Origin of the sequence: Vibrio sinaloensis (assembly GCF_000808535.1) — a bacterium.
Taxonomy (GTDB): Bacteria; Pseudomonadota; Gammaproteobacteria; order Enterobacterales; family Vibrionaceae; genus Vibrio; species Vibrio sinaloensis_D.
In genome coordinates, this window is record NZ_JWLV01000009.1 from 22528 (window position 1) to 37375 (window position 14848).

General features: G+C 47.1%; 13 protein-coding genes. All 13 read right to left on the reverse strand.

Features of this window, described 5'->3' with window-relative positions; all coding sequences use genetic code 11:
• Positions 1-11: 11 nt before the first annotated feature.
• The 13 genes from fliG to RJ47_RS06035 all read right to left on the reverse strand — a co-directional run bounded on the left by fliG (position 12) and on the right by RJ47_RS06035 (position 14747).
• Positions 12-1070: a flagellar motor switch protein FliG gene (gene fliG, locus RJ47_RS05975; protein WP_005471842.1), complete on the reverse strand. Its 1059-nt coding sequence runs from the start codon at positions 1068-1070 to the stop codon at positions 12-14.
• Positions 1063-2811, reverse strand: coding sequence for a flagellar basal-body MS-ring/collar protein FliF (gene fliF, locus RJ47_RS05980; protein ID WP_005471729.1), 1749 nt, complete (start codon positions 2809-2811; stop codon positions 1063-1065). The genes fliG and fliF overlap by 8 nt, the downstream gene beginning before the upstream one ends.
• A 15-nt stretch (positions 2812-2826) precedes the next feature.
• Positions 2827-3138, reverse strand: coding sequence for a flagellar hook-basal body complex protein FliE (fliE, locus tag RJ47_RS05985; protein ID WP_005471738.1), 312 nt, complete (start codon positions 3136-3138; stop codon positions 2827-2829).
• A 97-nt stretch (positions 3139-3235) separates the two neighbouring features.
• Positions 3236-4642, reverse strand: coding sequence for a sigma-54-dependent transcriptional regulator (locus RJ47_RS05990; RefSeq protein ID WP_039482422.1), 1407 nt, complete (start codon positions 4640-4642; stop codon positions 3236-3238).
• A gap of 2 nt (positions 4643-4644) precedes the next feature.
• Positions 4645-5703 (reverse strand): sensor histidine kinase, encoded by a 1059-nt coding sequence (locus RJ47_RS05995; protein ID WP_005471760.1) that lies wholly within the window; start codon positions 5701-5703, stop codon positions 4645-4647.
• A 125-nt stretch (positions 5704-5828) separates the two neighbouring features.
• Positions 5829-7295 carry a sigma-54 dependent transcriptional regulator gene (locus RJ47_RS06000; RefSeq protein ID WP_005471867.1) on the reverse strand — a complete coding sequence of 489 codons (1467 nt, stop codon included), beginning with the start codon at positions 7293-7295 and terminating at the stop codon, positions 5829-5831.
• 257 nt (positions 7296-7552) lie between these two features.
• Entirely contained in the window at positions 7553-7963 is a 411-nt protein-coding gene (gene fliS / locus RJ47_RS06005) for a flagellar export chaperone FliS (RefSeq protein ID WP_005471670.1), read from the reverse strand.
• Between the two features lie 11 nt (positions 7964-7974).
• Positions 7975-8298, reverse strand: coding sequence for a flagellar protein FliT (locus tag RJ47_RS06010; protein ID WP_039482426.1), 324 nt, complete (start codon positions 8296-8298; stop codon positions 7975-7977).
• Complete coding sequence (gene fliD, locus RJ47_RS06015; protein ID WP_039482428.1) at positions 8285-10306, reverse strand: flagellar filament capping protein FliD; 2022 nt, start codon at positions 10304-10306, stop codon at positions 8285-8287. Before fliD ends, RJ47_RS06010 begins: the two co-directional genes overlap by 14 nt.
• 21 nt (positions 10307-10327) lie before the next feature.
• Entirely contained in the window at positions 10328-10756 is a 429-nt protein-coding gene (flaG, locus tag RJ47_RS06020; RefSeq protein WP_005471797.1) for a flagellar protein FlaG, read from the reverse strand.
• A 69-nt stretch (positions 10757-10825) separates the two neighbouring features.
• On the reverse strand, positions 10826-11956 hold the full coding sequence (locus RJ47_RS06025) for a flagellin (RefSeq protein ID WP_005471766.1): 1131 nt from the start codon (positions 11954-11956) through the stop codon (positions 10826-10828).
• A 258-nt stretch (positions 11957-12214) separates the two neighbouring features.
• Complete coding sequence (locus RJ47_RS06030; RefSeq protein ID WP_038140221.1) at positions 12215-13348, reverse strand: flagellin; 1134 nt, start codon at positions 13346-13348, stop codon at positions 12215-12217.
• A 265-nt stretch (positions 13349-13613) separates the two neighbouring features.
• A complete protein-coding gene (locus RJ47_RS06035) occupies positions 13614-14747 on the reverse strand; it encodes a flagellin (protein WP_039482431.1) in 1134 nt (377 codons plus the stop codon).
• Between the last annotated feature and the right edge of the window lie 101 nt (positions 14748-14848).

Here is a 14848-nt window from a genome sequence, read left to right on the forward strand (position 1 = left end):
TACTCAACTGATTATAAGAACTCGTCCGCACCGCCACCCAGCATGATCTCACCGGAGTCAGCCATACGACGAGCGATAGCCAGAATCTCTTTCTGCGCAGCTTCAACATCAGACACTTTAATTGGTGGCATCGCTTCAAGGTCATCACGCATCATCTCAGCGGCACGTTTAGACATGTTCTTGAAGATCTTCTCACGCAAGCCATCGTCTGCACCCTTAAGTGCGCGCTGTAGCGCATCTTGTGGTACATCACGCAGCAATTTCTGAATACCTTGGTCGTCCACTTCGATAAGGTTTTCGAATACGAACATCAAGTCTTGGATCTGAGTCGCCATGTCCTCGTCTTGATCGCGGATTTGATCCATCAAGATACCTTCGACGTTGTTGTCCATGTAGTTCATGATCTCTGCCGCTGCCTTCAGGCCGCCAATCTTGGCCGCTTGTGCACCAGCTTGACCCGCGAACTGCTTCTCCATGATTTCGTTCAACTCAGCCAGTGCCGATGGCTGAACTTCTTCAAGGTTGGCAATACGCATCATCAAATCGAGGCGGTCACGCTCAGCAAACTGAGACAAGATCTCGGCTGATTGATCCGGCTCTAAGTAAGAAAGTACGATAGTCTGAATCTGTGGGTGCTCGTTAATAATAATGCTGGCCACTTGGCGTGGGTCCATCCATTTCAATGAGTCGAGACCTTTTGAGCCCGTACCCAACAGTATTTGGTCAACAAGGTTGTTCGCTTTATCTTCACCCAGCGCAGCAACAAGGGCATTACGCATGAAGTCTTCACTGCCCATACCAATGTTGGTGTATTTTTGAATGTCTTCCAAAAATGCACGGTGTACCGCACCGACTTTTTCTTGGCTGAGATCCGCAGCACGCGCCATGGCACTACCCACGCGTTGAACCTGTTTCGGCTCCAAATGGCGGATGATGCCCGCGGCGTCTTCCTCGTTCAAACTTAGAAGAAGAATCGCTGCACGCTCTTCCCCAGGAATGGTTGATATGTCTACGGCGTTTTCGGCAACGTCACCACCGCCCTCTTGTTGAGGCACTATTTCGTTAGGCATCTTGCATCCAATTCTTCACTACTTGAGCCGCAAGCTCTGGTTCATTTGCCACAAGAGCACGGACGGCTTTCAATACGTCTTCATCTTTGTGTAGGTTAGGTAAGTCAATGCTTGAACCAAATTCAAACAGCTCACCACCTTCAAGGTCGCTACCAATTAAGCTGGTTTCACCATCAGCGCCAATTGGCAATCCATCTGGTCCATACAACTGGTCATCGTCATCATCCGACGCAGGATTGAGAAGTTTCTTCATCGCTGGACGAACAAGCACCAACACAACCACAATAATAACCAACGCACTTGCGAACCAACGTACCCAATCATTGAAGTTCGGGTGTTCCCAAATCGGCACATCTTGCAGCACTTCCACTTCAGGTTCTGCAAACTGCATACTCAATACGTTTAGCAGATCTCCGCGCGCTTCGCTGTATCCAACTGCCCCAATCAGTACTTGGCGGATCGAGGATAGGTCAGCGTCCGATAAAGGTTGATACGTTGTCTCACCCGTATCTGGATTCACAATCGCGCGATTTTTGATAGCGACGGCTACGGTTTGACGGTTCACCACACCTGTCTGGCGACGTTCATGGCTGATGGTCGTATCAAGCTCGTAATTGCGCGTTGCTTCTTTGTGAACAGAGCCCTGCCCTAAACCCGTCCCATCTTTCATTTGCGCGACATCTTGTGGAATTGAGGCATCCGCTGGCGGTTGATTACTCAACGCACCCGGAACGCCCGCTACCACACTTCCATTATTATAGTCTTCAAGCGTGTATTCGCTTCGCGTTGATGGGGTATTGGGGTCAAAGCTTTTACGTGTTTGTTCAACAGCGCTGAAATCGAGCTGAATATCAACCTGAGCGGTGTAGTTACCAAAACCAAGAATAGGAATTAATACAGAATCGATTTTGTCACGAAGCGCTTGTTCTTGCTTGCGCTCAAGCTCGTGTTCTTTACGGCGAGCGGCAGAGGCAGGGTCTTGGGAACCCGAACTCAACAATCGACCATGTTGATCGGTGACCGTGATGCGATTCGGTTTCATACCAGGAACGGCACTCGACACCATATCGACCACAGAATCGACTTCTTCTTGTTTGAGGTTCGCCCCGGTTGCCAAGGTCAAAAAGACAGACGCAGATGCCTCTTGGTTATGGCGAACAAACACACTTTGTTTTGGTAGCGCAAGCAGTACACGAGCCTTGCGCACTTGCTTCATTTCTTCAATTGCTTTAGAAAGCTGGCGCTCGCGACTGAGCTTCAAACGCTCAAGTTCAAGACGCTGAGAAACGCCGAAACCCATATCTTGAAGCAAAATATCATCGCCCGCGTTTTTCTCTTGGTTCAATCCAGCACGAACCATATCCAACTTAAGCGTGTTGTATTCACTTGAGGGCACTAGGATAGTGTTGCCATCAAGTTTGTAATCAAGTTTTTGTTGATCAAGGTAATCCAGAACAGGAATCAGCTCTTCGGTCTCATAAGCTCCAAGAGGTCTCATCTCGGGCTCTTTCACCCAGAAGAACAACATCACGATCAAGGCAACACAAATGGAAATAGAGAGGACTAACACGACTTGGCGAAGCAGGTCGAGGTCACCCACCGCCATGTCGAACTTGGAGCTGCTTTTCTCGTCGAGATCGGGGTTTTGCACACCTGAATCAAGATCAGATGTCGCCAACATTGCGCTGTCAGCACCCGCTTCTGCTACGGTTAGGTCTGTTGATTGATTTTGCTCTGACACAGGTGTTACCTATCTTTACACTGGCATGTTCATCAATTCTTTGTACGCTTCCACAAGTTTGTTACGTACTTGAATTGTTGCTTCAAACGCCACGCTGGACTTATTTCGGGCGATCATGACATCAGACAGTGATACGTTTTCATCACCTCGATCAAAACGTGTTTGTAGATCACCTGATGCTTTAGAAAGACTGTTGACGTTGTTAATCGCATTATTGAGCAGCTCACCAAAATCCGCGCCGACCGTATGGCCTGTTACTGCGGGCTTGGTATTCCCTGCTTCAAACATCATCGCTTGCATTTCGCTTTGGAAACCATCAATTTTCATCGATACCTCGGTCGTCAACTCTTTGACTAAAACTTTTGTTGTATTTATGACGCTGCAAAGTGTGTGCCATTTCCTTATGAGCGTCGAAAATAGCATGTTAGTTTGGAATATCAATCCCCGCATCGCGCATTTTTGCTAACTTGTAGCGCAAAGTTCTCGGACTGATTCCGAGTTTTTCCGCCATTTCTTTTCGGCGTCCGTTACACTCCACTAAAGTTTCAAGAATGATGGCGAATTCTTGGTCTCTTAGTTCACCACCCAGTCCACCAACCGATGAAGCCACTTTGCTCGAATCCACCTCTGCAACCGGCTGAATCACGGGCGCACGGGCGTCAGAATTTTCCACTACTTGCTGTAAACCCGAAGCGTCTTGCCAATCTAACCCTTCTAGCAAAATCTGCTCTGCGCCAATGTGATTGTTTTCACTCAAAATAAGCGCACGCTGAACGACATTGTCGAGTTCACGAACGTTACCTGGCCAAGCATACGCGGCAAGTTTGCTTATCGCTTGTGGGCTTAGGGTCGGTACCGGTATCCCCAGTTTTTTGCAGTTACGTTCAATAAGGTGGACAGCAAGAGGCTCAATATCGCCAGGACGGTCACACAATGCAGGCCACGCAATTGGGAACACATTTAAACGGTAGTACAAGTCTTCGCGGAAGTTACCTTCTTGAACATATTGCTTAAGGTCTCGGTTACTGGTAGCCAAAACACGAACATCCAACTTAATACTCTTTCTACTGCCTAAGCGCTCGACTTCTCGCTCTTGAAGAACACGCAATAATTTGGCTTGCAGGTTCAAATCCATTTCACTGATTTCATCAAGTAAAATAGTGCCGCCTTGCGCTTGCTCAAACTTACCCGGACACGCTTGAACCGCGCCAGTAAACGCACCTTTTTCATAGCCGAATAAGGTCGCTTCGAGCATGTTGTCAGGAATCGCTGCACAGTTTATCGCGACAAAAGGCCCATCTTTACGATTTGACGCGTTGTGGATGTAGCGAGACATGACCTCTTTACCTGAGCCACTAGGCCCTAGGACCATCACGCTGGCGTCGGTTTTCGCCACTTTATCGGCCAGTGCCAACAGCTTAATGCTCTTTTCGTCGGCAACCACCGCATCGCCATTGTCATCCGACTTTACCGGCGCATAGCGGCTGACCATGTTAAGCAACACTTCCGGCGCAAAAGGTTTCGCCATGTAGTCGATCGCGCCATCTTTCATGGCCGAGACGGCATCTTCAATATTTGCATACGCCGTCATCAACAGTACTGGGAGGTTTGGCCAATGCTGTTTGATATTGCGCAGGAGAGCCAGTCCTCCCATCCCCGCCATCTGAACATCGGAGACCACAATATCAACCGTATTGGATTTAAGTTTGACCAACGCATCTTCTGCGCTATCTGCTTCTAGCCATTCGTAACCAGCCAAAGCGAGCGTGTCGACTAGGGCTTCGCGTAGACCTTCATCGTCTTCAACAATCAGTACCTTACTTTGAGCCATTATTACTCTCCAGTCTCAATATGTTGTTCAGAAGTGGTGTGGCGCTCTAGCGGGATGCACATGGTAAAACAGGCACCATCCCCCTCTTCTGAGATCAGCTCTAACCTTCCGTCGTGAGCACGACAAACCATTTGTACAACCGCTAAACCAAGGCCAGTCCCCTGAGAGCGAGTCGTAAAGAAAGGTTCCATAATTTTACTTTGCAATTCCTTGGGCACGCCTGGGCCACTGTCTTGCACCGAAATTCTTAATTCGTTGTTTACGGGTCTAAAAAAGACGTCAACTTGAGAGGCTTTGCCCGCAATTTGGATCGCATTCATCACCAAGTTACTTAAAGCAGACGCAATCGCATTCGCATTACCAAGGAGCTCTGTCTCTTCTTGTTCCACTTCGATGAAGTAATCGATCTGATTATTCTTCAGCGCCGTTTCCACCATGGGCGAGTATTCAGCCACAAGGTCTGAGATGGTAAAAGGTTTGACGACTTTATTGTCGCCGCCTTTTGCAAACAACAACATGTCGTTGACCTGCTTTTCTAAATCATGCAAACGATCCATCAGCTTGCTTTGAAAGCGATCTTTGGTTGCAGGCGGCAGATTTGGAGCACCAAGGTTCGAGGCGTACAACATGGCACTCGATAACGGAGTTCGTACCTGATGAGCCAAAGAGGCCACCATTCGACCCAGCGATGACAAACGCTGTAAATCACTGATTCTCGACTGAAGCAAGCGCGTCTCGGTGAGGTCCGTGATCAAAATAAGCTGGCCGGTTGCCGACGCCGAGATCGCAAGGCGAACCTTGCGACCATTTCGCAAAGAGATCTCATGCCCGTCATCTTCACGTGGGGCGAAAGCTTGTTGAATGATGTCGAACCACTTTTGACCGACAAGAGGCACTTCAAGTAAGCGCTGCGCTTCTGGATTTGCTTCACACACCGTACCTTGAGTGTCGAGTAGAATTACGCCTGCAGGCATCACATTGAGCACTTGCTGATAACGTTCTACTTGTTCTTCTAAGGTACCAAGTGAGGTTTGATTCTCAGTAACTGGGTTGGGCTGCATGACGTATTTCTGCCTTAAAAACTACAATAGCCTAGAATGCAAAAATCATTCCAGGCTATTGTTCATTATTTTCAAGCAGTTAGAGAAAGGTCGAGATTTTGACAGTCTCGCAAACGTGCAGTTTTCTAACGTTGCAGATTGTATTTGCGCATTTTTTCAACCAAGGTTGTCCGGCGCATACCGAGCATATCGGCCGCTCTCGCGACAACGCCACCCTGTGCTTCAAGTGCTTGGTTGATCATGTTCACTTCCAAGTCAGCGAGCATCTCTTTCAAATTAACCCCTTCAGGCGGTAAGTTTTGCGGCGCTGCCTCGCTATCTTGGAACAGGTCATTCGACTCTAAGCTAAAATCTTCAGAGAAGATGTCGTAAAACGCATCGCGCTCTTGTTCTTCAACCGTGCGTCCGGTGTTATACCCAGGTTGAAACTCAGGGATATCACTGTAGCGGTATTTGGTTGGCAAGTGGTTCACGTCGACAAGACTGTTCGGATAAAGAATGATCATTCTCTCAACTAAGTTGGCAAGCTCTCGAACGTTACCTGGCCAGTCGTGCTCCATCAAAGAGTTAATAGAGCGTGGTGTGAAGCAGATCGGTTGCGCGCCTTCCGCTTCCATCCGTGTCATCAGTTCTTGAAGTAGAAGTGGGATGTCATCCTTGCGATCACGAAGCGCAGGCATCTCGATTGGGAACACATTCAAACGATAATAGAGATCTTCACGGAACGACTCATCTTCGATCATTGACTCTAAGTTTCTGTGAGTTGCCGCGATAACACGAACATCAACCTTAATCGTGGTATTGCCACCAACACGCTCAAAGCATCGCTCTTGCAGCACGCGCAATAACTTGACCTGCATCGGCATTGGCATATCACCAATTTCATCAAGGAACAGTGTCCCGCCTTCAGCCAGTTCAAAGCGCCCTTTTCGCGAAGTAATGGCACCAGTAAATGCGCCCTTTTCGTGACCGAATAACTCACTCTCTAGCAAGTCAGGTGGGATTGCGCCACAGTTAATCGGAACAAATGGACCGCTTCGACGAGTAGAATGGTAATGAATGTTTCTTGCAACAACTTCTTTACCTGTCCCGGATTCACCCAAGATGAGTACATTCGCTTCTGTACTCGACACCTGCTCTATAAGATGGCGAACTTCCTTAATCCCATGACTTTGGCCAACGAGACTGCGGAACAAGGTATTTTTGCGCGCCGATGAGACGACATTCATGCCTTTACGGCCAAGAAAGTCTTTACAGTGTCTTAGTGCTTCGCTTAGTTGTGGGTAGTTAAGAGGGAAATCGAGCTCACCAACATAGTGAGTCAGTTCATCGACAGGGTAAGAGTGTTTACCAGCAATCAAGAGTGGGACATGATTTGCACGGGCTAGCTTCTCGCTTAGGTTAGGGGCTAGATTTCCACCAGCCACAGAGCCGACAATGCATCCAGCCCAAATCGCCGACCAGTCAATTTCTTCAACTTGGTCAGAGCTGATCGCTTCGCACTGCTCTCCAACAAATTCTAAAATATTACTGAGATTCGTCCGCGCTTGTGCGTCGTCCTCAATCACAAGTAGTTTCGCTAAACCTTGCATGGGTGAGAATAATTGCCTTTCTTTTGAAACGTTGTGGCTGATTTATGTTTCTAACGTCAATTCTAACTATAGAACAGAAATAACGATTAACAATTTATAAATTTCAGCAACAAAATAAGCCACTAGGCTCGTGAGTGGCTTCTATTCTATTTGATAAAAAAAATAAGGCAACCAAGCAATTAGTCGGTGTGATGTTAGCCCAAAACCAATTGGCGCGATTTTGACTACATAAGCAACCAATTGGTGATTATTTGACTCTAAATACCCACATCTGACGCAGTTAAATTGTGATATTCATTTGGAATTTGATCCCATGCCGATTTGATCTCGCGAATAATATCGATCACATCATCGATCTTGGCAGGGTTGTTTTGATGATTCGCTTCTGTGATTTGCGTAATCATGAACTCATATAGTTGGTCTAAATTTTGTGCGATGTCACCACCGTCATCCATCGACAAACAGCTGCGTAAGCTAATGATAATATCAAGAGCCTTACCTAGGCGCTCACCTTTGACAGGAATGTTGCCCTGCTCCATTGCAGCTTTGCCTTGAATCAGACGTTCGATTGCGCCTGCCATAAGCATTTGCACAATTTTATGCGGGGAGGCCGCACTCAGTTGGCTATCAACTGATACCTTTTTGTAAGCCTGTAATGAACCACGCATAAATAACCTCTCTATAAAAATTTCTTGTACTGCTGAACAGAACGTTGACCATGTCGGTACTTTTGTAATGATTTGCCGACTTCAGCCGTTTTTACTTGCATCAACTCTACGATAGCTTTTGTTTCTTGAATTGCTGAGTGCCACTGCGCCGTTTGCGCCAACTCGGCATCGCGTTCTATCAAGCTGAACAAGTTCTGCAATATTCGTTCCCTTGTATCGACCAAAGCGAGGATTTCTTCAGTCTCAAACGCCTCTTGTGTAATCACTGATGAAATAGTGTGATTTACATCACGTAATTTATCTAGATTTTGCTCAAACTCTTCAACCAAGTGCATTCATCATCCCAGCCAGTTGAGACTGCATTTTGCTCGTTGCATCTTGCATTGCCGTAAATTTGGCGTGAGTCCGCTTTTCTAAACTCTCCATACGGCGATCCAATGCCGCTTGATCATCTTGCAATGAATAAGTTCGCTCTAGCATGCTCTTTTCACGTGTGCGGATTGCGCCTGTCACACCAGTGAGCCCTTGAATCGCATCTTCCACTTTTTTGGCAAAGCCTTTGTTGCCACCGAAGAAACCTTCAAGTTTATTGAAGTTGTTGTTTAGCTGGCGGTCGAGCATGTCGTAATTGATTTCCAAGTTACCTTGACGAGTCGTGGTCACACCAAACTCAGTCAAGGTTTTAAGATCTTCCGGTGCTGTTTCGACATCAGCGGAGAAAACCGACTTTAGGCGAGCATCGGCATTACGAACCACACTGTCACCCGATAATGGCCCTGCCCTACCCGTTCGAGGATCAACCCCTGCAAGTTCTTGTGAAAGTTGGTAGAACTGATTGTAGGCAGCCACGAATCGTTCAATATCGTCTCTTACTCGTTGACGGTCATATTCAATGTCAATTTCCGATACTGGTTTTCCAACTTCGGTGCGGCCTTTGAGTGTCAAATCGACCCCTTCAATGGCATCCTCAATGATGTTGTTGTCACTGGATAATTGCGCCACACCATCGAGCATCACTTTCGCATCTTGGGCGCTTTGAACTTCGGTCATACCATTATAGGTATCAAAAGAGGCTTGTGCCGCCTCCAGATCCGCTTGAGCTTTATCCACGCGCTCAAGGTAGTCTCGCTCTTCTTGGGTCAATTTGGCTCGTTCAAGCTGCTTCGCCTGTTCTGGCGTTAGCTCACCACTGGCAACTTTTCGCTCAAGCTCAACTTTTTCATTAACCAACTTCTGCTCGATCTGAGCTTTCTCTTCCTCGAGCTTGGCCTGCGCTTCTTTTGGGGTCACGTAAGAGTCGGTAAGAGTACCAGATGCGGTGTTTGACCAGCCTGGAACATCACCCGACTTCTCAATCGCTTTATCGTCTAGCTCTGGTTCTGGCTCCCAGTAAGAATCCAGAAGTGTTCCTGATGCCGTTTCTGTCCAGCCTGGGATACGTTCTTCTGGTTTGAGATATTTGTTTGCTTCCACACCAGCTTTAGCCGCTGCGGCCGCCGCTTGCGTCGATAACTCATTATCCGCACTCGCATCTTTGGCGGCTTTAGGATCGGCTTTGATTGCCGCTTGTTTTGAGTTGTCGGCAATTTCTTGATCGACAATTTTTGCCGCTTCAATGTTTCGCTGGGCAATCTTATCGGCGAATTCTTGTTCTTTCGGGGAAAGAGGACTCAACAACTCTTGAGCTGCAGACCGCGCTTTCTCTAGATCTTTAACACGCTGTTCTAGCGTTTTATATTCAAGTCTTTTTAGGTTATCGCCAGGTTTTGCGTCAGCGACAATCGAGAGGTCGTTCGCTTCACCGGATTTGGTTGAAGCGACAATGAGTCGTGGGCCTTCGGTGTCATTGATGATCGACGCCCGAACCCCAGGGTTAGATTTGCTGTTGTTAATGCCTCTAACGACATCAACCAATTTGGAGTTATTAGAGATTTCGACGGTGAATTTTTTGTCGCCAAGCGAAACCTGCAGCTTACCAGGGCCATACTTTGCGTCTTCAGGAAGTACGTCTGACGCAATTTTATGGCTCTGCGCAAGCTGCAACACATCGATAGCATAGCGACCAGCGATGGCATCAGTGGTTGCTGTCGCTGATACAACGGTATCATTTGTCGTTTCGACTTTTCTTGCGGCGAAAGCTTTCTCCTGACGAAAGCTCGCCATCAAGTTTTTCATCGTATCCAGCGACTCTCTGAGCCGACCATAGGCACTGATCCCGGTATCAATTTGGGCCCGCTCATTGTCGATACGTTGCTGCTTAGGTACGCGCTCCGAATCTACAATTTTGCTGACCATGGAATTGATATCCATGCCAGAATTCATCCCTATAGGGCCAAAACTCATCTACATCACCTCAAATTACGATTACACCGTTTGGTTCACCAATCCCGACGAATACCTCGCGGTTTGGTCCCTTAGGCGTCGAAGAATCTCCAACAGTTCCTCATCAGGAATCTGGCGAATAATATCACCGGTATCCGCTTCGTAAATGGTCACGACGTCCCGACCGGACTCTTCGTCGACACGAAACGATAAGCCTTTGTTGATGGATGAGATGAAGTCATTCACCTGTTCAACAACCCGCTCGCGCTCTTCTCGATTGAGTTTCTCTCGCTCTTTCGTTGCTTCGATCACTCTTTCGACTGCTTGAGCGGCAGATTCACTTACCTTTTCATTTACTTGCGGTTCCTTTTTCAAGGAATCGAGCAGTACTCCTTCGTTTTTTGAAGCAATTTTAGTGCCACTTTCTGAGCCGTAAGGCTGGATGTTCGATGTGTAGGATGATATGTCCATAACGATCTCCCTTCCACCTTTAGGTCACAGCACAAAGCTGCTACCAATAAGCTCCGTCGAACCTATCGATTAACCTAACAAGCTAAGTGCAGACGATGGTGACTGCTTAGCTTGAGCTAGGATTGAAGTACTCGCTTGCTGCAGAATCTGAGACTTAGTCATTGCGGTTGTTTCTTTCGCAAAGTCTGTGTCCAAGATACGGCTACGAGATGCGTTTACGTTCTCGTTGATGTTGTCTAGGTTATTGATCGCATGACCAAAACGGTTTTGGAAAGCACCCAGACCAGCACGCTGGCTGTCTACGTTCTTCAATGCGCCATCAATGATCGATACGGCCATTTGAGAACCCGCTACCGTGGTGACATCAACGTCTGCAACTGTCTTGTTTTGAGCGTCACCGAAACCGATTTCACCGCCAAGACCGCCCGTAATTTCAACGTCTGTTGCCACTTTATTGGTTGCAGCAAACAGTTGAAGCTTACCATCTTCGCCTACAGACGCTTTTACATCTTCGCTTTGACCGTTGATGTAAGTCGCAACCTGCTCAATGTCGTCGCCGACTTTAGCGTTGATCGTTAGCTCTTTCTCTTCACCATGTACATCAGTATAGCCAAGAGTCAGATCGGTATTGTCTGAAACTCTCCAATCTGCACCTTTGCCTTCTTCAGCAACATACGCTTTACCACCCATGTCTGCCGTGTCAGAACGCATGTTACCCATAGAAAGCTGTACCGCTTCACCTGAGCTCGCACCGATTTGGAATGATTGGCTACCGTAAGTACCGTTTAGAAGTTTGTTACCACCAAAAGAGGTCGTTTCAGCGATACGGTTTAACTCGTCGTTTAACGCCGTTACTTCTTCTTGAATAGCGATACGCTCTGAACGTGAGTTAGAGCCGTTTGAAGATTGCAGCGCTAGGTCACGCATACGTTGCAGGATGTTGGTACTCTCGTTCATTGCACCTTCAGCAGTTTGTGCAATAGAGATACCATCGTTTGCGTTTTTCACCGCCATGTCCAAGCCACGGCTTTGTGATGTCAAACGGTTTGAGATTTGTAGGCCAGCAGCATCGTCACGAGCACTGTTGATTTTGTAGCCCGATGACAAACGCTCCATCGATTTCTGCATACCTTCAGCTGCACCGTTCAGGTGTCGCTGAGCAGTCATCGCAGACACGTTAGTGTTTACGTTAATTGCCATATTTGATCTCCTTAGGCATTAGGGCGATGTGCCTTTGCGTCTCTCACCTCGCATTGGCACATCTCATTTCTCTCAATCCTTTAACGGCGGACTTAGATTAACCTTTAGGAGAAAATTAACTTTTTTACGAATTTTTCTAGATTGAACACTAAAGTGTGATTTGGGTCTAAAAGTAATTTCTATAGCACCATTCAATATCAATCACTTAGCTAAAAACAAAAAATCCAGCCGAAGCTGGATTTTTTCTTAAGCTGACGCTTAGCCTAGTAGGCTTAGTGCCGAGTTCGGTGCTTGCTTCGCTTGAGCAAGAATCGAGCTTGATGCTTGAGATAGGATTTGCGACTTGGTCATTGCCGTTGTTTCTTTCGCGAAGTCCGTATCTTTGATTCGGCTCTTAGACGCATTCACGTTTTCGTTGATGTTGTCTAAGTTGTTAATCGCGTGGTTGAAACGGTTCTGGAATGCACCCAGTTCAGCACGGTGGCTATCAACATAGTTTAGAGCAGCATCGATAATCGCTACCGATTCTTGTGCGCCACCTACAGATGTTACGTTGATAGTGTCAACGGTTACCGCTTGACCATCTTGCATACCTAGCTCACCAGCTAGACCACCACCGAAACTTACCTCACCTTCAACTTTGTTGGTGCCCGCAAACACTTGCAGCTTGCCATCTTCATCGACAGACGCTTTTACCATGTCTGTTTGACCGTTGATGTAAGTCGCCAGTTCTTCAATATCATCCCCCTCTTTTGCAGAGATATTGATCGTCTGCTCTTCACCATCTTTTGGTGTTAGCGTGATTGTTAGGTCATTTGAGCCAGCTTGAACAGACCAGTTCTTGTCTTTACCGTTTTCAGCTTTGTAGCTCGTACCACCCATGCCAACGTTATCAGAGCGCATGTCGTTCAGAGTCAGCATAACTGCTTCACCGTTATCCGCACCAATCTGCATTGATTTGGTTGTAAACGTACCGTTTAGCAGTTTGTTACCACCAAATGATGTGGTTTCCGCGATACGGTTAAGCTCGTCGTTTAGTGCCGTCACCTCTTCCTGAATTGCTACACGCTCAGACTTAGAGTTTGAACCGTTCGCAGATTGTAGCGATAGGTCACGCATACGTTGCAGGATGTTGGTTGTCTCGTTCATCGCACCTTCAGCAGTTTGCGCGATTGAGATACCGTCGTTCGCGTTACGTACCGCTACGTCTAGACCGCGGCTTTGTACGTTTAAGCGGTTAGAGATTTGTAGACCCGCTGCATCGTCTTTTGCACTGTTGATCTTAGAACCTGATGACAAACGCTCCATTGAAGTTTGCTGTGCGTTCGTTGCGCTATTTAGGTAACGCTGTGCTGTCATCGCTGCTACGTTAGTATTTACATTCACTGCCATGGTGATTTCTCCAATTGATTTTCCGATGTTTCCGGTTTCCGACGTCTCGGAAAACCAAGTAGTTCTCTCAAAGTTACTTTTATTAACGGCACGGTTTGGAAAACCTTGAGAATTTTTTTAAGTTTTTTTTGAAAAAAGTGCATTTGGGGAGGAAAGCGTGACCAACAGGAGAAAAACTTAAAAAAAGTGTTTTTTTTTACTAAAGCTTTCTATTCGCCTGTCGATACCGTTCTCTTTTATGAGAAAAACAGATTCTCAGATTCGATTAACCTAACAAGGTAATCGCAAGGTTCGGCTGTTGTTTAGCCTGCGCCAATATCGACGTGCTCACTTGTTGCAAGATCTGTTGCTTGACCAGCTGTGTGGTCTCTTTCGCGTAGTCTGTATCTTTGATTCGACTGTTCGACGCCGCGAGGTTCTCATGCACATTATCTAGATTGGTAATGGCGTGATTGAATCGGTTTTGCAGTGCGCCAAGTTCTGCTCGATGGCTATCAACATACTTTAGCGCCGTATCAATCACGGATACCGCTCGCTGAGCGCCGCCGACATCAGAAATGTCGAGGTTATCAACCGCTTCATAACCCGCTAGGTTCATTTGCAGTTCATTGGCTAAGTTACCCGAGAACGAGAGTGTCCCTGAGGTTTCTTTACCCGCCATAAAGATTTGTAGCTGGCCTTCCTCATTCACCGACGCGGAGACTTTATCGGTTTGACCATTGATATAGGTCGCCAACTCTTCTATGTCATCGCCCGCTTTGGCTTTGATTTGAATGACCTCTTGTTCGCCGTGAGCATTGGTGTATTCCATGTTCAAGACATGATTTCCCTGCCCAACCTGCCAATTGGCATCAGCTTTGCCTGCTGCAACGTAACTAAAACCGCCCATTTCTAAGCTGTCAGAGCGCATGTTCTTGAGTGACACTTGAACCGCTTCACCTGAACTGGCACCAATTTGAAAAGACGACGAAGCGAACGAACCATTGAGCAATTTTCGACCACCAAAAGAGGTCGTTTCAGCGATTCGATTCAGTTCATCGTTCAAAGCTGCCATTTCTTCTTGTAATGCGGTTCGCTCAGCTTGGCTATTGGAGCCATTGGACGATTGAAGTGACAAGTCACGCATACGCTGAAGAATGTTGGTGGTTTCATTCATCGCCCCTTCCGCCGTCTGCATGATGGAGATCCCATCATTGGCGTTTCGCACCGCCACATCCAAACCACTCATTTGAGTTTCGAGTCGGTTAGATATTTGCAGGCCGGCCGCATCATCTTTTGCACTATTAATCCGGCTCCCCGAAGCTAAACGCTCCAGAGATTGATTCAGCAAATCCGTCGCATTCGTCAGGTGACGCTGCGCAGTCATTGCAGAAACATTGGTATTAACAGTGATGGCCATGAATGACGGTTTCCTTTTATGGGCTACCTAAGTTATCGGCCTAAACGCGAGATCTTTAGAAAAATTGCACAAAAAAGCCGAGCAAGTTGCTCGGCTATGGT